Origin of the sequence: Cohnella phaseoli, assembly GCF_003386235.1 — a bacterium.
Lineage (GTDB): Bacteria > Bacillota > Bacilli > Paenibacillales > Paenibacillaceae > Cohnella > Cohnella phaseoli.
Genome location: NZ_QRDZ01000026.1, coordinates 74,902 through 97,277, shown reverse-complemented (window position 1 = coordinate 97,277; position 22,376 = coordinate 74,902). Strand labels below are relative to the sequence as shown.

Genomic DNA, 22,376 nt, shown 5'->3' with positions numbered 1-22,376 from the left:
GATTCCAAGATGACCATCAGCTTATCCAAAGGACAAAGAATCGATCTGACGAAGACAAACCCGGGTCTCAAGAATGCGATTATCGGACTGGGCTGGGATACGAACAAATATACTGGCGGAGACGACTTCGACCTGGACGCTTCGGCGTTCTTGCTTCATGCCAATGGCAAGGCGAACGGCATCGAGGATTTCGTTTTCTACAATAACCTGTCCGCATACGGCGGAGCCGTCCTTCACACGGGGGACAACCGCGACGGCCAGGGCGAAGGCGACGACGAGCAGATCAAGCTGGACTTTACCAAAATACCGGAACATGTTCATCGTATCGGCATTACCGTAACGATCCACGAAGCCGAGCGTCGTCATCAAAATTTCGGCCAGGTTTCGAATGCATTCGTACGGCTGGTGGACGAGCAGACGGGAAGCGAAATTCTGCGTTACGATCTGGGGGAGGATTTCTCGGTCGAAACGGCGGTTGTCGTATGCGAGCTGTATCGTCATGGCGCGGATTGGAAATTCCAGGCGGTCGGATCGGGCTTCTCCGGAGGCTTGGCCGCTCTCGCCAACAACTACGGCTTGGACGCCAAGTAATTACCTAACGGAGGATTCGCAGCGCATGTCTCTTAAGATCATTAAAGGCCAGAAAGCGGACATTACTAAGAACACGTCGATTTCGCGGGTCGTCGTCGGAATGGGCTGGGGTGCCAGCGCCGGCGTAGATTTGGACTTCTCGGTTTTTGTATTGCAGGCAAACGGCAAGGTGCGTTCGGACAACGATTTGATCTTTTACTCGAATCCGACGGGAGCAGGCGGCGCAATCCGCATTGTCGGACAGGAGAAGAAGAGCTACGGGTCCCAGACGGACCAGGAGCAGGTAAGTATCGATCTGCGCAGCGTTCCGCAGGAATTGGAACGGATTCCGTTCACCCTGACGATCTATGAAGGAGACGCCCGCAGGCAAAATTTCTCCCTCGTCAAGGACGCTTATTTGCGGATCATCGATGAAACGACGGGCAACGAGCTGCTCCGATATGAGCTTGGCAATCAATTTCCCGTCGAAACGGCAATCGTCGTGGGAGAATTATATAGATATAACGGCGAATGGAAATTTAATGCCGTCGGCTCCGGATATTCGGGCGGATTGGCCTCACTATGCGGCAGCTTCGGCATCGTCGTTCGCGAAGAACCGCCTGCGGCCTCTCCGCCGCCGGTTCCGCCCGCGCCGCCGAAAGTCGAACCGGCCAAGCCGCCGGTTGGACAAGCTTCTCCCCCTTCGTCTCCTCCGCCGGTCTCGCCGGTCAGACTGGACAAGATCGAGCTGAAGAAGAAGGGCGACGTCATCAACCTGGAGAAGAAAGCGGGTTCGCTGGGCGAAATTCTGGTTAATCTCAACTGGAACCGCAAGAAAACCGGCGGAGGCTTCTTCAAAGCGGCATCCGGAATCGACCTCGATTTGGGCTGTCTCTTCGAATTAAAGGACGGCACGAAGGGCGGCGTCCAAGCGTTAGGCAACGCCTTCGGAGATTTCCAGCGACCGCCTTACGTGGCGCTTGACGGAGACGATCGGACTGGCGCGCTTGAAGGCGGGGAAAATCTGCGAATCAACGGAGCCAAAGTCGCAGACATTAAACGAATCGTCATTTTCGCCTTTATTTATTCGGGCGTGGCGAACTGGTCGCAGGCGGACGGCGTCGTGACCGTCAAGTATCCAGGCGGTCCGGATATCGTCGTGCGTATGGACGAGTACGGCAGCAACAAGGGCTTGTGCGCGATCGCGATGATTCGCAACGTTAACGACCAGACGTTCAGCGTCGAGCGGCTCGTGCAGTTTTTCGACGATCAGCAGAAGCTGGACGTCGCGTACGATTGGGGATTGCGCTGGACAAGAGGAAGCAAGTAATCGATCGATTTGCGAGACTGCGACGTAATGAAGTGCGACATCATTTCGTCGCAGCTCATCAGTAACGGAGTTAGACACCGGCAGGAGGGCCATCATGGATTTTTTGCAAAGCTTTATTGACAACTTCGCGAGCTTTTTCGATTGGCAGCATATCGGCGAGGTATTGTCGATGCCATCGACATGGGGAATTATCGGCACGCTGATCGTTCTCGAGGGCTTGTTGTCCGCGGACAATGCGCTCGTGCTCGCAGTTATGGTTCGCCATCTTCCTAAAGAGCAGCAGAAGAAGGCGCTGTTCTACGGAATTATCGGCGCGTACGTCTTTCGCTTCCTGGCGATCGGAATCGGGACCTATCTCGTCAAGATTACCTGGATCAAGGTCGCCGGAGGTCTATACTTGCTCTGGATTGCGCTAAGCAATTTGTTCGATCTGGAGTTCAAGATGGCTCGCGTAGGCGGAGTTCCGCTGATTCCGTACATCGGCAAGAAAGCCGCCGAGGAAGAGAACGAAGTAGAGAACAAAGGAATGGGCTTCTGGCGTACGGTGCTGGCCGTCGAAATGATGGATATCGCCTTCAGTATCGACAGCGTTCTGGCCGCTTTCGGAGTCAGCGAAGAAGTATGGGTACTGTTCCTGGGCGGTATTCTCGGCGTACTGATGATGCGCGGAGTTGCCCAAGTGTTCTTGAGACTGATCGAGAAGTTCCCGGAGCTGGAAAAAGCGGCATTTATCCTGATTGTCGTCATCGGAGCGAAGATGATCGCCGGAGCGTTCGGCTTCCATGTATCGCATGCTGTGTTCTTCTCCATATTGATCGCAATTTTCGTCGGTACGATGATTTTCAGTTCCATGAGGAAAAAAGCCGAAGCATCCAAATCTTCCGCCAAGTCCTAATTGAACCGATTGCAGTCGCAGTTTCTTGGAAATATCCCTCATGTGAGCGTGGGGGATATTTTTTAAGGATGGATTTGGAAGTATTTTGAAGGTATAGAGATTTAGAGGTTTGGAGGAGGTGAGTCCCTTGCGTTATTTCGACTATCTGTCCCCGGAGCAGGAGAAAGATGTATTTCTTTATTCTCCGGGGGAATTCAGCAATCGTAACGACAGGGAAACTTTGGCTTATGCGGTAGGGGCCGCGTTGTATATGCCGGCGACTCGTTCCCGGATCGCGGAAGACATCGTAAATAAGAAAATTGCGGGACTTGTGTCTCTGGTCATCGATTTGGAGGATGCGGTGGCGGACAGCCAAGTCGACTCGGCCGAGAAAAATCTGTATGAGACGTTGGACAGGCTGTATTGGTATATGATCGAAGGCGAGCTTAAGCCGTCCGCGCTTCCGCTGATCTTTGTTCGGGTTCGCTCCGCGGAGCAGCTGCAGCGTCTGCTGAGCCGGCTTGAGGGACGTCTGCATTTGTTGACGGGTTTTGCCTTTCCGAAGTTCGCAGCCGACACGGGAGAAGCCTATTTCCGCATGCTGGAGGAGCATAACCGCAGCGCGGGGCCGAATGCGCCGACGCTGTACGGCATGCCGATTATGGAGACGGCGGAAGTGATTTACCGGGAAAGCCGGGTGCCCGTGCTGCTCGACATCCAAGCATTGCTGAAGCGATATCAGCCCTACGTGCTAAATGTGAGAATCGGAGCGACCGACTTCTCCAGCATTTTCGGATTGCGGCGCAATCCCGACATGACGATCTACGATATCGGCGTCATTCGCGATTGCGTGACGGATATTATCAATATGTTCGGACGGCAGGAGGACGGCTTCGTGATTTCCGGACCGGTATGGGAGTATTTCCGAAGCGATCGCGTGCTTAAGCCTCAACTGCGAATGACTCCGTTCCAAGAGGCGATGGGCAAGGACGGACTGAAGCTGCGCATGTCTTATCTGGACAGATCTGTGGACGGACTTATTCGCGAGGTGGCGTACGACAAGGAGAACGGCATTATTGGCAAAACGATTATTCATCCGACGCACCTTCAGCCGGTACAAGCGATGTACGTCGTTACTCATGAGGAATATTGCGATGCGGCGAGCATTATCGCGAACAGTCAAGGCGATTACGGCGTGATGAAGAGCCAATACGCCAACAAGATGAACGAGATCAAGCCGCATTTGAACTGGTCCAACCGGATTATGAACCGATCAAAGATTTTTGGGGTGTTGCATGAAAAACATAACTTCACCAGCCTGCTCGTCGATCACGAGCCGGCAGGAGCGCTTGTATAGCATTATCGATGGGTTGGAAGTCGAAGTCACAGTCTCGGCCAATCCGTACGGGCTTGAGCTTGACCAATTGTTCGGAATGGCCGCGCGCATTAACAAGAAGCGCGGTTTTCTATTCGTAAGCAAGGTGCTGGGCAAGCATATTCCGGTCATTCCCGCACTGTCGTTGGGAGCCGGCGCGATGCTTGGCTGCCTCTACGAGGAGGAAGTGCTAAAGCGTCCTTCCGCACTGGCAGCGGAACGGCTGCGCGGCATGTTCGCGGGTAGAAGAGAGGCGGAAGAAGGTTATCGCAAGCTGATGGCGGACAAAATCCGCATCGACGAGCCGACGCTGTTCATCGGCTTCGCAGAGACGGCGACCGCGCTCGGACACAGCATGTTCGACGCCTTCACGGGCAGCGTTTCGTTCGTACATACGACGCGCGAGGAGATCGAAGGGCTTGTCCCGCCGATCCGGTTCGAGGAGGAGCATTCGCACGCGGTCGCTCATCGTTGCTATGTGCGCGATTCGTCCGTCTTCCGCAATGCGGCCCGCGTCGTGCTTGTCGACGACGAGATGACGACCGGCAAGACGTCGCTGAACATCATCCGCGAGCTGCACGAGGCTTACGGCCATCGCGACTTCGCCGTTGCCAGCCTGCTAGATTGGCGTTCCGATGCGGATCGCGATCGCTACGCGGAGCTGGAGCGCGAGCTGGACATCCGCATCCGTTGTTTGGCGCTGATCGAAGGATCGATCAAGGTGAACGGCAATCCGCTTGAAGAGGCGGCGCGAGGCCAAGGGGCGCCCGAGCCGCAGGAGGATTTCCACCTGCTTCGGCACGATTTATCCGAGATGTTCGAGCATGCGGGACAGTCGTCGGAGGAAGCGGGGCGATCGCCTCAGCTTCATTCTTACCTGCTGCATACCGGTAGATTCGGCATTAGCGTAGCCGACGGGGAAGCGCTCGACCGAGCCGTCGTCGAGGCTGCGGGACTGTTGGCCGCGCACAGAACGGGAAGCCGCGCGCTTTGTCTCGGAACTGGAGAATTTATGTACGTTCCGATGAGAATCGCCGAAAGAATGGGAGACGGGGTGTATGCCCAATCGACGACAAGAAGCCCGATTCATCCGCTGCGCAGAGACGGTTATGCGGTGACATCCGCTTATCGTTACGATTCGCCGGACGGAGAGGAAGTCGCTAATTTTATTTACAACGTCGAACCGGGCCAATACGACGAAGCGTTCGTCTTTGTCGAACGACAGTACGATCCGGCGCGAGGCGCATCGTTCGAACGGGCTTTGTCCCTGCTTGGCGTGCCCGTCGTTCACTTGGTTACGTTCGGCGCATCAGACGATCGGAGGGACGGGGAATGAACCAGCTTCTGTCCATATACGAAGGCAATCTCGCCCAGCCGTCCTCTATTGGCAGCTACAAGCCGGAGGACGTCGTATTTTTATTGAAGGATTTAAGCAATGTCGAGCTGGAGCGCGGCACGGAGGACCGGGAGGAAGCGATCCAATCCGGGACGCATTATTCCGAGATGCTGCCGATCGAATATCGGCCGTCGGACGACTATATACAGCTATACCGCGAGACGCTGCTTGCGACCGCGAACAAGGTGGCGGAGGCGGTCGCCGTCGTGTCGGAGCAGATCGTCGCGAGACGCGGCAAGTCCGTCGTGCTGGCTTCGCTGGCGCGGGCCGGAACGCCGATCGGGGTGCTGATCAAGCGCTACTTGCAGACGTTCCATGGACTGGACGTTCCCCATTACAGCATCTCTATTATTAGGGGCAAAGGAATCGACGAGAACGCGCTGAAATATATGCTGCGCCGCCATCCGGACGGCAACATCCAGTTCGTCGACGGCTGGACGGGCAAGGGCGCCATTCGCAAAGTGTTGATCGAGGCCTGCGGAAGCTTCTACGATCGCTACGGCGTTCGATTGAACGACGATCTCGCCGTGTTGGCCGATCCGGGCTGCTGCTCTGCAACGTACGGCACGCGGGAGGACTTCCTGATTCCGAGCGCCTGCCTGAACTCGACGGTGTCGGGGCTCGTCAGCCGAACCGTGCTGCGCGACGATCTGATCGGGCCGGACGATTATCACGGGGCGAAGTTTTACCGCGAGCTGGCGGAGGACGACTTGTCCAACGAATACGTAGATACGATCGAAGCGCAATCCGAGGCCGTTCGGGAAGCGGCCAAGGCTAAGGCTGAACAGCTTCTCTCCGACGGCGAGGACCCTGTTACTTGGCAAGGGGAACAGGACATTCGCGCCATTCAGCGGGACTATGGCATCGCCGACGTCAATCTGGTGAAGCCAGGAGTGGGGGAAACGACCCGCGTACTGCTGCGCAGAGTGCCGTGGAAAATTCTTGTGGACGATAAGAGCAACCCTAATCTCGCTCCGATTTTGCTGCTGGCGGCGGATCGCGGCGTCCCTGTCGAGGAATATCCCGAGCTGACTTATTCCTGCTGCGGAATCATTAAGCCGCTCAAGGGGGAATCCGAATGATTTTCGCCTGCGATTTGGATCAGACGTTGATCTACTCTCGCCGTTCGATGGGACCTGTCGAGGAGAGCGAGCTTGTTCCCGTCGAGAAATACGAGGGCGAGGATCTAAGCTATATGACCCGCACCGCCTATATGCGGCTTCGGGAGCTGAGCCGGGAGATCGATTTCGTGCCGACGACGACGAGAATCTATGAGCAATATGCGAGAATACACGGACTGGCCGATGGCATCTCCATCCGTTACGCGATCGTAAGCAACGGGGGCCGGGTGTTGATCGACGGCCGGACGGACGAGCAATGGGACGGTCTGATCCGGGAAGCCGTACGTGCCGGAGCGGCTTCGGGCGACGAGGCTATGGCGCTGTTCCGCCGTCTCGCGGATGCGAGCTGGGTGCTCAAGGAGCGATATTGCGATGAGCTGTTCCACGCCGTTGTCGTAGAGAGGGATCGCATTCCGCACGGCTGGATGGACGAGCTGGCGAGCGAGCTGTCCGGCATGGGCTGGAATTGCTCGCTGCAGGGGCGCAAGGTGTATCTGGTGCCCGATCCGGTAAGCAAGGGCGCGGCTGTACGTTACGTGAAGGAACTGACAGGCGCATCGTTCGTATTCGCGGCCGGCGACAGCCTGCTGGACGAAAGCATGCTGCGGATGGCGGACGAAGCGATGGCTCCGGGGCACGGCGAGCTGTTCCGCAGTTACGGCAGCGGAAATGACGGAGCGATCCGCTTCTCGCGCCGCTCGGGAATTATGGCGGCGGAAGAAATATTGAACGCCGCTGCGGCTTGCAACAAGACGGAGGTGGCGGGATGACGAACATTTATTTTAATCGCTGGTTCTCTTCGGCGTATCACTACATTAACATGATCCGCGACAATCCGGACGGCCAGCGCTTTACCTTCTACGGCACGCATCCGGACCCGGGACATCTTGCTCTGCAAGCGTGCGATTACTCGGAGCAGGAGCCGGTGCTGCATGGCGAGGAGTACGTCGAGTACGCGCTGGACTTCTGTCGCCGCAATGAAATCGGCGTTTTTATCCCGCGGCTGAAAATGCTGGAAATCGCGAAGGAGGCTCGCCGCTTCGACGAAATCGGAACAAAGGTGATGGTCTGCCGCGACATCCCGCTGCTGGAATGCCTGATGGAGAAGGATCGTTTCTACGAGAGCCTGGCCGGCTCCGGCGTCGTGCCGCTTCCGGAATACGAGATCGCCGAGACGGCGGAGCAGTTCAAGGCTGCGTACGAGAAGCTTGCGGCGCGCGGCCATCGCGTATGCTTCAAGCCGACGAATGCGGAAGGCGGCATGGGCTTCCGAATCATCGACAACGAGCGAAGCGAGCAGGACAAGCTGAACGACCTGTACGGCTGGGTAAGCGCGGCGATTTCGTTCGAGGAGGCGTACGGGACGCTGTCGTCCGTGGAACGGTTTCCGCGGCTGATGGTGATGGAGCTGCTGCCGGACGAGGAGGTCAGCATCGACTGTCTTGCGGATGCGGACGGAAATCTGCTTGCCGCTATTCCGCGCCGCAAATCGTCGGGGCGAATCTACCTGCTGGAAGACAAGCCGGAGCTGCTCGAGATCGCTTCGCGGGTCGCGGCGCGCTGCCGCATCCCGTTCGTCTACAATATTCAGGTCAAATACAACAACGGCGTGCCTAAGCTGTTGGAGATCAATCCGCGCATGTCGGGCGGTCTGTACATTACTTGCTTGAGCGGAGTGAACATGCCGTATTTGGCGGTGAAGGCGATTCTCGGACAACCTTTCGAGCCGCCCGTTCCGCAGTTCGGCATTCGAGCCAGCTATCTTGAGCTTCCCGTCCTCATGAAACCGGTATAAAGCTGAACAAGCAACCCAAAACAACTCAAAACAACCTGACTGAAGCCGGCAAAACCATCCCTTTCGGAATGCAATAGGCATTTTCTGGGCTGGTTAAACTTATATAGCATTAAAAATTGACGAGCGCTGCCGAAAACCATAAACTAAAGTCAAGGTTAACCGTTTGCGCCAGTCGGATTCGGTTGGATAGACAGGAGGTAACGCCTTGCTTCGTTCGAAATGGGGATTAGCGTTCATTATTCTCGGTTATGCGGGAGGATACATCTCGACTTTTTTCGTTTATGACGCGATCGCTCTTTTGTTTCCGATTGCGGGAACGATGCTGGCTTCGGTCATTCGCAACTCCGAACTCAAAATAGCCAGGCTGGCTGCGGAGCGGGATGCGGCGAATGCGGCAGCCGCGAGCGCGCAGCAGAGTCAGCAGATTCCGCCGCCTCGGGCGTTCGATATCGGCGGCATCCCAGCCAAGCAGCCGGAGCCCGAACCGAAAGCATCGGGGCTTGGGCCGGAGTGGGACTCGATTCTCGAGTATATCGGCACGATCGAGGACATGGTGCTGCTCGAAGGGAAGAAGGACAATCTCGACAACGAGATCGTGCAGCGCACATTGTCCCTTCTTGTCCGGTTGAACCGCGTCATTCCGCAATTGGTCGCCTTCAACAATGGGGACATCAACCACAAAATTCAGCGGCTCGTGCTTAAGGACCTGAACGGGGCGATCACGCCTTTCCTGCATTTGAGCGGTGAAGCGAAGCGACAGAATCGCAGACTGCTGCTCAACAGCCTTCGGGACATCGACAACCAGATTACGACCTACACAAGCTTCATCGAGCAGAAGGATTTGATGGAGCTGAAGAACAAGGCCGAGCTTATTCATCAGCGCTACGGCGCCGGTAACTAGTATAGCGAGTTCAAATCGTCCGGTTTTAGCTTCGCGCTTATAATCGGAAACTTTGAACGACCTCAATATTCGATGGGAGGACTTATGCATGAGTACGCAAGCTATTTTGCTTAAAGATTCGGACGCCGTAAGAGTTCAGCAGGAAGCGCAATCGACGATCCAGCGCATTTCGGCTGCGGATGCCGGCCAGCTCGATTCCTTGATGGACGAAGTCGGCCGCATGGGCCAGAAGACGATGGAGAAAGCCGGAGCCAACCTGACGCTGCTGGAGCGCCCTCTTAACGATCTGCTCAGCGGCAAGCGCTCGGAGATTGCCGGGAACATTATGAAGCTTCGCAATGAGGTAGACGATCTGAACCGGTCGAAGGATCTGTCCGTTTTCCAACGCATCCTTCGCAAGACGCCGATGAAAAACTACATCATGAAGTATCAATCGGTGCGGACGAACGTTCAGGCGATTATTTCGGCTCTGCGCAACGGCAAGGATACCCTGGAGGAGAACGTCGTGCACATGCGCAACCTGAAGCAGATGTGTCTCCAGGAAATGTACAATGTGCAGCAGCGCATTGAGTTGGGCAATCAGCTTAAGGTGTTGTTCGAACAGGAAATGGCCAAGCCCGAGAACGAGAGCAGAAAACCGCAGCTCGAAAAAGGCTTGCGCAAGGTCGTTACGAGAATTCAAGCGCTCACCGAGATGATTATGCTGTACCAGCAGGCGATTGCCGGCGCGGATATCATTAACGACAACAACGACAAGCTGATCGATTCCGTCGACGCAACGATCGACAAGACGCAGCATCTGATTACCGTGTCCGCCATGATCGCGACGGCGCTGGAAGACCAGATGAAGGTCATCGATGCGGTCAACGCGACGAACGACATGCTCGGCAAGCAATTTGCGGAGAATGCCCGCATGCTCAACGAGACGACGCAGAAGACGACGCAGGCGATGACAAAATCGGCGATGTCGATGGAACAGATTAATCAGGCGATGAACGATCTGACTTCGGCGATCAACCGGTGCGAGGAGTCCAACCGGACGATCATCGCTTCCGCTACGGAGCAGACGAGTCGTCTGCAGGAAATCAACAAGCAGATGGGCCAACGACTCGGCCTGCAGTCGGGCTCAAGCTCGGCGGCGCCGCAAGCGATGCTCCAGGAGCAGCCTGTCGGCAGCTTGATGGACTAAAGAAGGCTAGTAATTAATGGGGCTGTCCCATAAGCTGAGTGGCTTGAGATAATCGTTAGACAAAGAAGGGAGATACATGCCCCTTTGCTCTTGTTCATCGATTATCTTTCAGGGCAACTTGGGGTGCTTATGGGACAGCCTCATTTTTATTAAGTCACACTATAAAAGCTGTTCGCTAAATAGATTTTTCCTATGACAACTTGTCTGCCATCATATTCCTGCTCTGCGGCGGATAGACTGTGAGTAACGAGAGCCTTCGACTCACAGAGAGGATGAGCGGCATGCTGATGAACGTGCTGATCGGATTTGTGATCGTGTTTCTGATCGTGGCGGCCAGCAGCGAGAAGACGGAAGCCGTCGTCGAGACGATGGAGGAATAACGGAGCCGAACGGCATGCGCATGCAGGCCGAATATACAGGCAAGGCCGGTTGGCCGCCCTATTTGGGTCGGTCTGCCGGCCTTGCTGCTTAATGGACAAGTCTGTTACTGCCAGACTGCCTTGTCACTTGTCAAGAAAGCGTCAACTGAGATTGCAGATCCAATTGCCACGTGGACGAGTCAGTTGGGCGAACAGGTGCTAAAGCGGAAAATCCGCCTTAAATGCGGTCAACAGACCATTTTGAGGGAAATAGAGCGGATTGTCCGTTTTAAAATCGGGAAAAGTGAATTTTTTGAAAAATAAAGCGGGAAACCCGCTCTAATCTCGTCGAATCGATCCGGTATTCGAAAATAATGCGGAAAATCCGCTTTGTTCGGCAGCTATGAAATTAGGGAATCTCCGCGCACTCCGAATCTCTATCCTACGACTCTTAAGAGGTAAGACTGGTATTGCCTGACTATTCCGTTTATTATTAATTGAGAGAGATCAGATAGGAGAAGGAGGAGTCGCGCTCTTGGATTTTACCTTTGAAATTTTGGATTCCTCCACGATTAACCTTCGCTTCAATTACGGAGGAGCTTGGTTCGAGTTTAACTTATTTTACAGGGACGAGCAGTGGATTTTGCATCCTTACGACGCCACCTTGCTAGGGAACCCGGAGATGTGCCGACTGGTCGTCGCCGATTTGCTCGGCAACAAAGTTTTTCAGGTAATGCTGGCGAAGCAGCGCATTTTGCTCTCGCAGTTGCGGACCTCTGTCGACGTTTCGAACGATCGCTTCGAGCGGATTCCCTCGGAACGAGTCGAACGGGATCGAGGAGCGGAGCAAGGTGTGGGGGACGAGATCGATCGTTGGGTGCAGCAGCATTCGTTGACGGAAATTATCGACCAGGAACAGCGGCGGGTTGAGGAGCGTCTACAGATCTATCAGACCGTGCTGCAAAAAATGTTTTATCAAAATCTGGGGCCCGGCGACGAAGAGTTCGATAAAGTACAGGAGATTACGCGGATCTACAAAGAAGCGTTCGGCAGGCTGGGCGAGCTGACGAGTAAAAGAGACAGCGACGGCTTTGGCGACGACTTCTCGCGCGGACGTCGATTTTAACTTATATTTAGGAGGATTTTCGTGAAATACGATCTGTTGTATCAGGGCGCTTTTGCTATGTTGAAGGTTGAACTGCAGGCCGGAGAAAGTGTTAAGGCCGAATCTGGGGCGATGGTCTCGATGTCTCCCAATATCGACGTTACAGGTACGGCCGACGGGGGCGTGATGGCGGGACTCGGCCGGATGCTCAGCGGCGAGAAATTTTTCTTCCAGGAGCTGTCGGCGAACCGCGGCGGCGGAGAGGTGCTGCTCGCTCCATCGTCCATCGGGGACATTCAAGCCGTCGAGTTGGACGGGTCCTACCGGCTAATGGTTCAAAAGGACGGATTCCTTGCGGGAACGAGCGGCATTCAGGTTAATACGAAAATGCAAAATTTGAGTCGCGGCCTGTTGTCCGGAGAAGGTTTCTTCATTATCGAGATCAGCGGAAAGGGAACCGTGTTTCTATCTTCGTACGGATCGATTCATGCGGTAAATATCGAGCAGGGGGAAGAGCGGATCATCGACAACGGTCATCTCGTCGCTTGGCCGGATTACATGCACTATTCGATCGAGAAAGCTTCCAAAGGCTGGTTCTCCAGCATCACAAGCGGCGAAGGCCTCGTATGCAGATTCCGCGGCGAAGGGGTCGTGCTCATTCAGACCCGCAACCCTTCGGGCTTCGGCAGCTGGATTAGAAAGTTTATTCCGAGCAGATAAGTTGTACACAAAATACGTCGAAGAAATGTCGGCGAAGCCCTCCTTTTCGGATTAAAAAAAGGTTTTGCGAATTTTCTGTGAATATCGAACAGGAAGGCTCTATGATGGTATAATGGAGAATACTGAGATTTACGGAGAAGAGGTGCAAAGCCTATGGATATGCAGCCCGCAGTCGGCAGAGGTTTACCGGTCGTTTCTTACGAGCAATTATTCGAGCATTACAAAGATAAAATATTCAGCTTCGCATGGAAAATCCTGCGCAGCACGACAGATACGGAAGAGGCTGTGCAGGAGACGTTCCTTAAGCTCTACGTGAATTTCGAACGTCTCGATCCTGCAGGCTCAATCTCCTCTCTCATTTTCACGACGACAAAGAACATCTGCATCGACATGCTGCGCAAGCGGAAGACCAAGCTGACGCTCAACCATCCGATGATGTATCACGAAGGCTGGGAGAATCAGATTGCCGAAGCGAGCCGCCCGGAGGACGCGCTGATCCTGAAGGAAACCTCCGAGCATCTGCTCGCGGCGATCGATAAGCTGCCGAAGGCTTATCGGCTGATGGTGTATCAGCGGTACGTGCTGGATATGTCGATGGAGGAAATCGTGGAGATGAACCAGGTGAAAATGAATACGGTCAAGTCCCGCTTGAAGCGAGGACGAGACCTGCTCAAGAAGCATCTGGAGAAAAGTTGATCGGCAAGCCGAGAAGTCCGGAGCAAGCGGCGGACCTCCCGGCTTTCTTCTTGCCCGGACATAATCGGATGGACGCATATCGCAAAAGGAGAGACAGAAGATGACGACAAGTATACGAGATCGCAACAACCTTAAAATTACGGGCGAAGGAGAGCGGACGATTGTGTTCGCGCACGGTTTCGGCTGCGATCAGACGATGTGGCGCTATGTCGCCCCGCAATTCGAGCGGGACTACCGGGTCGTTATGTTCGATTACGTCGGCTCCGGCCGTTCCGACCATAGCGCTTATCGCGAAGACAGATACGGCAGCTTAAGCGGCTACGCGCAGGATGTGCTGGAGATCGCGGAGGTTCTGAAGCTGCGTGATGCGATATTCGTCGGTCATTCGGTTAGCGGAATGATTGGCGCGTTCGCTTCGATCGAAAGGCCGGAGCTGTTCAGCCGTCTGATTATGATCGGATCGTCTCCGCGTTATTTGAACGATTTGCCGGATTATTACGGCGGGTTCGACGAGAGCGACATTCGCGGCCTGCTGGGAATGATGGAGATGAATTTTATGGGCTGGGCCAACTATCTCGCTCCGATAGTGTTGAACAATCCGAAGCGCGGCGATCTGTCGAATGAATTGGAGCATAGCTTCAGCTCCAGCGAGCCGAAGATTGCCCGACAGTTCGCGGAAACGACGTTCTTCTTGGATTTCCGCGAGCAATTGGGACGAGTGACGGTGCCTTCGCTTATTCTCCAGTGCGCGGAAGACAGCATTGCGCCGAAGGAAGTCGGAGACTATCTTCATGCCCATCTGAACAACAGCACGTTAAGCCCGATGCAAGCGAAAGGGCATTATCCTCACTTGAGCCACCCGGAGGAGACAACGAGGCTGATCCAAGCTTACTTGGCCTCTTAACATCGCGAGAATACGGAAGGGTTGCGAAGACATGGACGAGCTATTGAACGAAGCGCCGTGCGGGTATCTCTGTCTGAACGGCGCGGGCGAGATTCGGGAGATGAATCGGACGCTGCTGCGCGCATTAGGGTTTGAGCGGGAGGAACTGATCGGGCGGCATATGGAGACCATATTGACGGCAGCCAACCGCATCTTCTATCATACTTATTTTTATCCGATGCTCCAGCTCAATGGACAGGCAAACGAAATCTATCTCGGCCTGAAAACGAAGGACGGACAGGAGACGCCGGTATTGATGAGCGCGGCTCGCGCCGAGCGGGATGGGGAGACGGTCATCGACGGGTTTCTGCTGCCGATGAAGCAGCGAATCGATCACGAGCGGGATATGCTGGTCGCGGCCAAAAAGCTGGAGGAGCTTAACCGCGCGAAGGACGAGGCGCACGAGGCGCTCGTTCGGCTTCATGCGGAGCTGGAGGAGAAGCAGGAGAAGCTGGTGGCCGTCAATCAGGCGCTGGAGGCGCAGGCTTATACGGACGGGTTAACCGGAGCGTGGAACCGCAGGCATTTCGAGACGAGCCTGGCCGCGAGCTTCGCTACGTACGAGCGTGCCGACGTTCCGTTTTCGCTGCTGCTGCTCGATATCGATTTCTTCAAAAAGGTGAACGACACGTACGGTCACCCCATTGGAGACGAGGTGCTCAGACGGCTCGCCAAGCTGCTGCGAGAGCAATCGCGCGACAATGATATCGTGGCGCGGTACGGCGGCGAGGAGTTCGCCGTCATTCTGGCCAATGCAGACCGGGACGCCGCCGTTCAGGCGGCCGAGCGCTATCGTCTGGCGGCCGAGCGGACGGATATGGGCGATCTCCGCATCACGATCAGCGTCGGAGCGGCAACGGCCGGCTGGGGAGATACGGCGCCAACGCTCATCGCCAGAGCGGATCAGGCGCTCTATCGGTCGAAGACGGATGGAAGGAACCGGGTCACTTTTGCTCAGGATAATGTAGGTTAAGTGAAAGATAGAATATTTGCATGCAAAGGGATGGCTTTGTGGCTTGGGAGAGTCGACAATTCCGTCCCCTTTTTTATTTCAGGCTACTTTTTGTCGTGTGTTTGGTTTAATCTGTATAGAGTGGGGATTTTATTGAAAAAGGTGTGAGCCTGCTCATGCATACGATAGGGATTTACGACGAACGGGACGACGAATTTATTGCGGAACGGGACGATCAGTTGGCGCTTTTTCACCTTTTTTTGTCCGAGGAGCCAAGCGACGACAAACGAATCTGGAGCATCTACGGCACAGCCGGAACAGGCAAAAGCTTTTTGCTCGATGCGTACCGGCGGTTGGCGGAGCGGTCGGGGGCGCGGATGCTGCTGCTCGACAGCCGCGACTTCAACCATACGGCCGAGCAATTCTGCCAGCGACTGCTGCGCCAGATGAAGGGGGGGCAAGCAGAGGCGGAGAGAGGGCCGGATAGGCAGGGGGATGCGCTCGATACATGCTTGCACGAATTGCGCCGCATCTCCGAGACGGCCAAGGTCGTTATTGCGCTGGATACGTATGAAGAAATGGGCGAACTGGACGGATGGCTGCGCGAGCAATTTTGCAAGCGGTTGCCTCCCTGCGTTCTATTTCTCATTGCTGGACGATATAAGCTGAAAGACCAATGGATCGTTACGCCGGCGCTGCGCGAACGAATTCGCTACATGCCCCTCGACAATCTGAGCAGGACGGCATGCGGCGTTTATTTGCAGCGGTTGGGAATGACGAATGACGAGCACATCTCGCGCATTTGGCACAAGACGCGCGGGCACCCGCTTGCGCTGTCGCTCGCCGCATTCGTTGACGCTCAGGCGGACTGGACGAACGGCTCGGCGGACGAGGCGGAATGGTTCGAGCAGTTGGCGAAAGCCTGGCTGCGCGAGGTGCCGGACGCTCAGCTGCGCCAACTGGTCGAGGCCGCCGCCGTGCTGCTGCATGTCAATCGCGAAGTATTGCAGTTTATTATGGATAAGGAAATCGACGATGAGTCGTTCGAACGGCTGATTGCCCTGTCTTTTGTACGACGCACGAATCGCGGTTGGATGCTCCACGATCTCGTTAGAGGAACGATGCGCAAGCAGCTTGAGGAACGCACGCCGGTTTATTGCGAGAGGCTGAGGGGGAGGGCGGCCCAATATTTTGCGGCCCGGATTCGCCACTCGTCGACCTATCGCAATACGGAATGGGAAGTCGGGGAACTGCTCTACTATGTAGGAGGAGGACTCGTGCGTACCTCTATTCAGGCGCAGGCGCGCGGCCGGTATGCGTGGGGGCCGTTAACCATGGCCAATGTCGACGAGGGCGAACGCTATCTCAGCAGGAGGAATCAGGCGGCGACGCCGCTGGATTTGGTGCTGGTCGATCCGGAGACCGATGAACATTACGAGAACAGCGAAGCTCGTGAGGATATGGCTCTGGCGGTTAAAGATTTGGATTTGCGGGCATGGCTTGCGCTCGACCGCCGTTCGGCCATGCTGCTTCGGTCCGCGAACGGGGAAGCCGTCGGACTGGCCGTCATTATTCCGATTCATGCGGCAACCTTGCCGGCTCTAAGCGCCGATCCGTTCGCCGGGCCATACCTGGCCTCGCTGACGCCCGCCGAATACGACAGGCTGAAGACTGCGCCGCTGGATCAGGCGGGATGGTTTATTCGCTCAATCGACTTCGTCGATTGGGGCAATCCGGATTTGGTTATTGAAGGTATGTTCCTGATGTTTTCTTATATGTATGCAGGGGGACTGTTCGTGACGTCCCCGCCTCCGGTGCCTTTTTTCGATACCGTTCATCGAGAGCTGGGGTTCCAGGACGTACCGGGGTTGCTGCACTGCAATTACGACGGGCGGACCCCGACGCCTACCTTTGTGCTCGATACGCGCGGAGAGAAGCTCGAGCAATTTCTCGGTTTGCTGCTAAGGCGCAGCGGAGTTCCGCTCGAAGCCGAAACAACCGGCGGGAAGTTCGACGAACGGCTGACGGAACGGGAACGGGAAGTGGTCTCGCTCGTGTTGGACGGGATGACGAACGCGGAGATTGCCGCCGAGCTGTATGTAAGCGAAATTACCGTTAAAAAGCATGTCAGTTCCATCTACAACAAGCTGGCCGTCAAAGGCCGAGGCCAATTGATCAAGCTGCTTGTCGGGAAATCGAGCAGCGCCTGATCGGCTCTGGCCGCGTCCCCTCTTCCCCCAGCCTGTCTCGATTTCGAGGCAGGCTGGAGTCCCGTCATATCCTTTGTCCGGAAAACGCCGTAAGGCGTTTTTTTGCGTTGCGGCGAACCGATCGGATGCAAAAGTATACTTGCGTATAATATCGGGATTCGATCAACGGTGATAGAGTAAATTTCACATGGATGAGAGGAGAATGAACATGTCCAGAAAGATGATTGCAGGTTCCGCCATCTATTTTGTCCTTGGCGCGCTGATGGGGATGGGGATGTCGATCAGCGAGGACTACACGCTTAGTCCGGTTCATGCGCATATTAACTTGCTTGGCTGGGTGTCTATGGCGTTGGGAGGAATTGTGTATCATCTGTTCCCGAATGCAGCGGCGTCCAAGCTCGGCAAATGGCACTTCTGGCTGCACATGATCGGCATTCCGATTATGATGGCTGGGCTTGCGGCCATGCTGCTGACGGGCGATAAGGCAATGATACCGATCGTGTCTGTAGGCAGCGTGATGGTCGTCGCAGGCGTCATCCTGTTCATGATCAATGCCTTTAAGCATGTGCGGTAACACCGGCAACACTGCGCGGAAAGGAGAGAGGAAAGCGATGATGAGAGATTGGGGACGTAAAGCGTTAAAAGTGATGCTGGCTGTCGCCATCGGGCTCGGCGGATTAATGGCGCAAACCGCAGAAACGAGTCTGGTTGCAGCGGAGCGGCTGGCTGTCGACGAAGCTTCGGAAAGCATGATGCGCAGTCTGCAGGCGGAGCTTGAGCCGGAGTCGGTTGCAGAGCTGCAAGGCGAACCGGCTGAGGCGGACGGTGAAGAAGTCTCATCGTCTCCGCCCGGAAGTGTGAGACGCTGATGGAGCAGTTGGCTTCGGCCACGCGACAAGGGCGAAAGCCGCCTCTCTGCTGTTGAGAGTGCTCATAACGATAGGAGCTATTGAACAAGAATAGGAGTTGACAACAGTGTTGAAAAGTAAAACAAGCCGTTTGTTATGCACTTCGCTTTTATCCAGTACCCTTCTGATTGGAATGCTGCCCCCCGCGCCGTCGTATGCGGCTGTGCCGAGCGTGTCCGTGCAGAAATATATGATGGTCGATCAGTTCGGCTATTTGCCCAATGGCGACAAGGTCGCCGTGCTCGTCGATCCGCAAGAAGGATTTAACAGCGCGGATTCGTATACGCCCGGCAGCGTGTTTGAGGTAAGACGCGTCAGCGACGATGCGGTCGTATTCACGGGAGCGCCGACAGTCTGGAACAAGGGCGCAACCGAGCCGTTCTCGGGCGATCGGGGCTGGTGGTTCGACTTCTCGTCCGTAACGGCGGAAGGCGACTATTATATTTACGATGTGCAGGGCAATTCCAAGTCCCATAATTTCAGAATCGCGGCGGACGTCTATCAAGACGTGCTGAAAGCGGCGATCAAGACGTTCTACTATCAGCGGATCGGCACGCCGCATCTGGCCGAGCACGCAGGCGCCGCCTTTGCGGACGGTCCGGCCTTCGTTGGCCCGCATCAGGATACGCAGGCGAGAAACGTATTCGATCGCAACAATCCGGCGACGGAGAAGGATCTGTCCGGGGGCTGGATGGATGCGGGCGACTATAACAAATATGTTACGTTTACGGCTCAGCCGGTGAACGAGCTGTTGTCCGCTTACGAGCGGGAGCCCGGCGCATTTTCCGACGATTACAACATCCCCGAATCCGGCAATGGCATCCCGGACATTCTCGATGAGGTGAAGTGGGAGCTCGACTGGCTGAAAAAGATGCAGGAAAGCGACGGCGGCGTTCTGCTGAAGGTCGGCGTGCCAAGCAGCGGCGGCATCGGCGAGTTCGCCAATCCGCCAAGCGCGATTACGCGGTATCGCTACTATTTGCCGAAAGCGTCCGCATCTACGGTCGTGACCTCGTTGAATTTTGCCCATGCGGCGCTCGTATATGAGAAATTCCCGACGCTGCGCAGCTATGCCGACGATCTTCGGGAGCGGGCGATTCAGGCTTGGGACTGGTATCACGCGAATCCGAAGACGGCTAACGCCGACAACGGCGAGATCGAAGCGGGCGATGCGGATATGTCGCTCGAAAGCCAGGAACAGATCGCCACGGTTGCCGCCGCGTATTTGTTCGCGCTGACCGGCGATGCAAAGTACAATACGTACTTTGTCAACAATTACAAGCAGACGTGGGCGATGAGCGACGGCTATTGGGGCATGTACTACGGTGAGCAAGCGGATGCCGTCATGTTCTACACAACGCTGCCGAACGCCGATCCGACTGTCAAAGCGCATATTTTGGAAAGACGCGATGTGCAGGATTTCGATGAAAGATTTAATGATAACGACGATTTGTACCGCTCGTATGTACCGGGCTGGGCGTACCACTGGGGAAGCCTGCAAGTTCGGGCGCGATTGGGCGCAACCGCCTACGATTTCGTTCAATATGACGTCAATCCGAGCAAGCGGGACAATTTCGACAAGCGGGCGCAAAACACGCTGCATTACTTCCACGGCGTGAACCCGTTCGGCTTTGTCTACTTGACCAATATGGAAGAGTACGGCGCGGAAAATTCCATCTCGCAAATTTATCATAGCTGGTTTGCGGACGGATCGCAGTGGGATCTGGCGCCTGCGGGATTCGTGCCCGGCGGGCCGAGCATGCAGTACAGCGGCACGGCTTCGCCGCCGCTGGGACAGCCGAGACAGAAGATGTACAAGGACTGGAACGGCATTGCCTGGGATTGGCCGCGGACGGTAGACGCTTCTTGGGAGATTACCGAGAACGGCATCTATTACCAAGCCGCTTACGTGAAGCTGCTGGCGAAGTTCGTATCCGCGCCTCCGCTGCCGACGGAGCCGCCTGCCGTACCTGTAGGGGAATCTGCGAACGCGACCGGCACGACGTCGATCGTGTTCAAGTGGAACAAGACACAAGGCGCAGCCGCTTATGACATCGAAATTGACGGCGTCGTGCAGGACAATGGCCCTAGCTTATCTTATACGCACGAAGGACTTGGTCATGGCACAACGCATACGTATCGCGTCAAAGCGAGAAATACGCTCGGAGAGAGCGAGTGGAGCGCTCCGGCAACGGCGACGACCGAGGTGCCGCCTCCGCCACCGGAGACGCCAAGCGATGTGCTTGCGACGGCAACCGGCAGCTTTACGACGCTGCTGAGCTGGGATGCGATGGAGGGAGCGACAAGCTACGAAGCGGAAGCGGACGGCGTGGTGAAGAGCGTCGGCAATCAAACGTCGGTGCTGTATAAAGGATTGGCTTCGTCTTCCACGCACAGCTACCGGGTCAGAGCGATCAACAGCGGAGGGGCCAGCGAATGGAGCGATCCGACGACGGTAACGACGCCTGAAGCTCCGCCGACGAGCGAGATCGATCTGTCGCACAACGGCACGAACGGCTATACGTTTGGTCAAACCTGGGATCAGGTGAAGCGGTACCAGACGTTCGTAGCGGACTCTTACCCGACGCTGACGGGCGTAGAGGTGAAGCTCAGAAGAGGCGGCTTGCCGGGCGATGTTACGGTTGAACTGTACGAGACAATCGATAATAAGCCGACGGGCAATCCGCTGGCTTCCGCAACGATCGCGGCGAACTCCATATCCGACGACGGCACGATCGTCCGTGCGCCGCTCAAGTATAGCGGATTGAAATACGATACGAAATACGCGATCGTGCTGGGCCAAGCGGCTGGCGGCGCTGGCGGCATCTACGAATGGCTGACCGAAATTGATGTGAACGGCAATCTGAATTTCGGCAAATATACGGGCAGCGAATGGGCTGACGAATCCCATATCGGCTACGGCTGGCTGAAGCTTTCCGTTGCGCAAGGCGGCCAGACCGAGCCGAACGAACCGAACGATCCGGACCCGCAGGACCCGCAGGAGCATCAAGTTCCGGCTGCGCCGGTCGGGGTTCAGGCAACGGCCGTCGGCGCTTCCACGGTTCATGTGAGCTGGGAAGCGGTGCAGCATGCGGTCGCTTATGAGATCGAGGTGGACGGCTCCATCGACTATCAACTGACGAATATCCCGGTTTTCGTTCACGACGGATTGGCGGCAGGGTCGACTCACGTTTATCGCATCCGGGCTCTTAACGGCGCGGGCGCGGGCGAGTGGAGCGCTCCTGTAGCGGCTGTGACTGGAGAAGAGGCGCCGCAAGAGGCGTCGCCAATCATCGACGTTTCCCATCAGGGCACATACGGCTTTATGTTTGGCGAAACGCGGGATCAAGAGAACAGATACCAGACATTTACCGCGAATGCGAACCAACAGATGACCCATATCGAGGTCAATGTCAGAAAGTTCAACAATCCGAGCAGCTTGACGGTCAGCTTGTACGCGACCAAGAACAATAAGCCGATCGGAAAGGCGCTTGCGACGGTCAACGTCAAAGCAAGCGAAGTTAGCGAAGACTACGCCATAGTCAGCATTCCGCTCGCATACGCCGGGCTGGAAAGCGGCGCAACGTATGCGATCGTGCTGGGTCAGTCGCAAACGTCCGATTTCGCCGGTTACGAATGGCTGACCTCGGAAGTGAGCGGCGCCCTGAAGTTCGGGAAATACAGCGGCGGTTCGTGGATCGACGAATCCGCCATTGGCGACGGCTGGCTGAAGGTGTATGTAGAGTAAGCGGTAGTGTTGAGCGTCTAGAGAGCTAGGGGCTGTCCCATAAGTAGGGGCGTGCAAGATTATCGATGAAAAAAGAAGGGCATCTATCTCCTGGAGACTGCCTCATACGGTCCTGAAATGACCTTGTGACGGGTCTATTGGAATCATCGATCATCGTTCAGATCAGCTTTGATTACTTATGGGA

20 protein-coding genes are annotated in these 22,376 nt (G+C 55.8%); all 20 read left to right on the top strand.

Annotated features, from left to right (window positions below; all coding sequences use genetic code 11):
* Positions 1 to 9 precede the first annotated feature (9 nt).
* The 20 genes from DFP98_RS27140 (at position 10) to DFP98_RS27050 (ending at position 22,192) form a co-directional block, all read left to right on the top strand.
* Complete coding sequence (locus DFP98_RS27140) at positions 10 to 591, top strand: TerD family protein (RefSeq protein WP_116063773.1); 582 nt, start codon at positions 10 to 12, stop codon at positions 589 to 591.
* Positions 592 to 616: 25 nt separating this feature from the next.
* Positions 617 to 1,900 (top strand): TerD family protein, encoded by a 1,284-nt coding sequence (locus tag DFP98_RS27135; RefSeq protein WP_116063772.1) that lies wholly within the window; start codon positions 617 to 619, stop codon positions 1,898 to 1,900.
* Positions 1,901 to 1,994: 94 nt separating this feature from the next.
* Positions 1,995 to 2,795 carry a TerC family protein gene (locus tag DFP98_RS27130; protein ID WP_116063771.1) on the top strand — a complete coding sequence of 267 codons (801 nt, stop codon included), beginning with the start codon at positions 1,995 to 1,997 and terminating at the stop codon, positions 2,793 to 2,795.
* Between the two features lie 127 nt (positions 2,796 to 2,922).
* Positions 2,923 to 4,131 carry an HpcH/HpaI aldolase/citrate lyase family protein gene (locus DFP98_RS27125; protein WP_116063770.1) on the top strand — a complete coding sequence of 403 codons (1,209 nt, stop codon included), beginning with the start codon at positions 2,923 to 2,925 and terminating at the stop codon, positions 4,129 to 4,131.
* Positions 4,070 to 5,485, top strand: coding sequence for a phosphoribosyltransferase family protein (locus DFP98_RS27120; protein ID WP_246016780.1), 1,416 nt, complete (start codon positions 4,070 to 4,072; stop codon positions 5,483 to 5,485). Before DFP98_RS27125 ends, DFP98_RS27120 begins: the two co-directional genes overlap by 62 nt.
* Positions 5,482 to 6,627, top strand: coding sequence for a cysteine protease StiP family protein (locus DFP98_RS27115; protein ID WP_116063769.1), 1,146 nt, complete (start codon positions 5,482 to 5,484; stop codon positions 6,625 to 6,627). Before DFP98_RS27120 ends, DFP98_RS27115 begins: the two co-directional genes overlap by 4 nt.
* On the top strand, positions 6,624 to 7,436 hold the full coding sequence (locus DFP98_RS27110) for an HAD family hydrolase (RefSeq protein ID WP_116063768.1): 813 nt from the start codon (positions 6,624 to 6,626) through the stop codon (positions 7,434 to 7,436). The genes DFP98_RS27115 and DFP98_RS27110 overlap by 4 nt, the downstream gene beginning before the upstream one ends.
* Positions 7,433 to 8,461: an ATP-grasp domain-containing protein gene (locus tag DFP98_RS27105; RefSeq protein ID WP_116063767.1), complete on the top strand. Its 1,029-nt coding sequence runs from the start codon at positions 7,433 to 7,435 to the stop codon at positions 8,459 to 8,461. Before DFP98_RS27110 ends, DFP98_RS27105 begins: the two co-directional genes overlap by 4 nt.
* 205 nt (positions 8,462 to 8,666) lie before the next feature.
* Complete coding sequence (locus tag DFP98_RS27100; RefSeq protein ID WP_116063766.1) at positions 8,667 to 9,362, top strand: hypothetical protein; 696 nt, start codon at positions 8,667 to 8,669, stop codon at positions 9,360 to 9,362.
* An 88-nt stretch (positions 9,363 to 9,450) separates the two neighbouring features.
* Positions 9,451 to 10,551: a toxic anion resistance protein gene (locus DFP98_RS27095; RefSeq protein WP_116063765.1), complete on the top strand. Its 1,101-nt coding sequence runs from the start codon at positions 9,451 to 9,453 to the stop codon at positions 10,549 to 10,551.
* Positions 10,552 to 10,790: 239 nt separating this feature from the next.
* Positions 10,791 to 10,931, top strand: a complete 141-nt coding sequence (locus DFP98_RS39535) for a hypothetical protein (RefSeq protein ID WP_220377176.1) — start codon at positions 10,791 to 10,793, stop codon at positions 10,929 to 10,931.
* 514 nt (positions 10,932 to 11,445) lie between these two features.
* On the top strand, positions 11,446 to 12,036 hold the full coding sequence (locus DFP98_RS27090) for a hypothetical protein (protein WP_116063764.1): 591 nt from the start codon (positions 11,446 to 11,448) through the stop codon (positions 12,034 to 12,036).
* A gap of 21 nt (positions 12,037 to 12,057) precedes the next feature.
* Positions 12,058 to 12,735: a TIGR00266 family protein gene (locus DFP98_RS27085; RefSeq protein ID WP_116063763.1), complete on the top strand. Its 678-nt coding sequence runs from the start codon at positions 12,058 to 12,060 to the stop codon at positions 12,733 to 12,735.
* A gap of 153 nt (positions 12,736 to 12,888) precedes the next feature.
* Positions 12,889 to 13,431 carry an RNA polymerase sigma factor gene (locus DFP98_RS27080; RefSeq protein WP_116063762.1) on the top strand — a complete coding sequence of 181 codons (543 nt, stop codon included), beginning with the start codon at positions 12,889 to 12,891 and terminating at the stop codon, positions 13,429 to 13,431.
* Positions 13,432 to 13,531: 100 nt separating this feature from the next.
* Complete coding sequence (locus DFP98_RS27075) at positions 13,532 to 14,335, top strand: alpha/beta fold hydrolase (protein ID WP_116063761.1); 804 nt, start codon at positions 13,532 to 13,534, stop codon at positions 14,333 to 14,335.
* Between the two features lie 31 nt (positions 14,336 to 14,366).
* Positions 14,367 to 15,347 carry a sensor domain-containing diguanylate cyclase gene (locus tag DFP98_RS27070; RefSeq protein WP_116063760.1) on the top strand — a complete coding sequence of 327 codons (981 nt, stop codon included), beginning with the start codon at positions 14,367 to 14,369 and terminating at the stop codon, positions 15,345 to 15,347.
* 155 nt (positions 15,348 to 15,502) lie between these two features.
* Complete coding sequence (locus DFP98_RS40045) at positions 15,503 to 17,536, top strand: LuxR family transcriptional regulator (RefSeq protein ID WP_116063759.1); 2,034 nt, start codon at positions 15,503 to 15,505, stop codon at positions 17,534 to 17,536.
* A 202-nt stretch (positions 17,537 to 17,738) separates the two neighbouring features.
* Positions 17,739 to 18,110, top strand: coding sequence for a cytochrome-c oxidase (locus DFP98_RS27060; protein ID WP_116063758.1), 372 nt, complete (start codon positions 17,739 to 17,741; stop codon positions 18,108 to 18,110).
* A gap of 37 nt (positions 18,111 to 18,147) precedes the next feature.
* Positions 18,148 to 18,405 (top strand): hypothetical protein, encoded by a 258-nt coding sequence (locus DFP98_RS27055; RefSeq protein WP_116063757.1) that lies wholly within the window; start codon positions 18,148 to 18,150, stop codon positions 18,403 to 18,405.
* A 106-nt stretch (positions 18,406 to 18,511) separates the two neighbouring features.
* Entirely contained in the window at positions 18,512 to 22,192 is a 3,681-nt protein-coding gene (locus DFP98_RS27050) for a glycoside hydrolase family 9 protein (RefSeq protein ID WP_116063756.1), read from the top strand.
* The last annotated feature ends 184 nt before the right edge of the window (positions 22,193 to 22,376 follow it).

Excerpts from the sequence above, each read along its gene's own strand:
- DFP98_RS27075 (WP_116063761.1), top strand. The coding sequence starts at position 13,532 with ATGACGACAAGTATACGAGATCGCAACAACCTTAAAATTACGGGCGAA.
- DFP98_RS27120 (WP_246016780.1), top strand. The coding sequence starts at position 4,070 with ATGAAAAACATAACTTCACCAGCCTGCTCGTCGATCACGAGCCGGCAG.
- DFP98_RS27115 (WP_116063769.1), top strand. The coding sequence starts at position 5,482 with ATGAACCAGCTTCTGTCCATATACGAAGGCAATCTCGCCCAGCCGTCC.
- DFP98_RS27130 (WP_116063771.1), top strand. The coding sequence starts at position 1,995 with ATGGATTTTTTGCAAAGCTTTATTGACAACTTCGCGAGCTTTTTCGAT.
- DFP98_RS27060 (WP_116063758.1), top strand. The coding sequence starts at position 17,739 with ATGAACATGTCCAGAAAGATGATTGCAGGTTCCGCCATCTATTTTGTC.
- DFP98_RS27105 (WP_116063767.1), top strand. The coding sequence starts at position 7,433 with ATGACGAACATTTATTTTAATCGCTGGTTCTCTTCGGCGTATCACTAC.
- DFP98_RS27140 (WP_116063773.1), top strand. The coding sequence starts at position 10 with ATGACCATCAGCTTATCCAAAGGACAAAGAATCGATCTGACGAAGACA.
- DFP98_RS27080 (WP_116063762.1), top strand. The coding sequence starts at position 12,889 with ATGGATATGCAGCCCGCAGTCGGCAGAGGTTTACCGGTCGTTTCTTAC.
- DFP98_RS27095 (WP_116063765.1), top strand. The coding sequence starts at position 9,451 with ATGAGTACGCAAGCTATTTTGCTTAAAGATTCGGACGCCGTAAGAGTT.
- DFP98_RS40045 (WP_116063759.1), top strand. The coding sequence starts at position 15,503 with ATGCATACGATAGGGATTTACGACGAACGGGACGACGAATTTATTGCG.
- DFP98_RS27135 (WP_116063772.1), top strand. The coding sequence starts at position 617 with ATGTCTCTTAAGATCATTAAAGGCCAGAAAGCGGACATTACTAAGAAC.
- DFP98_RS27110 (WP_116063768.1), top strand. The coding sequence starts at position 6,624 with ATGATTTTCGCCTGCGATTTGGATCAGACGTTGATCTACTCTCGCCGT.
- DFP98_RS27055 (WP_116063757.1), top strand. The coding sequence starts at position 18,148 with ATGATGAGAGATTGGGGACGTAAAGCGTTAAAAGTGATGCTGGCTGTC.
- DFP98_RS27070 (WP_116063760.1), top strand. The coding sequence starts at position 14,367 with ATGGACGAGCTATTGAACGAAGCGCCGTGCGGGTATCTCTGTCTGAAC.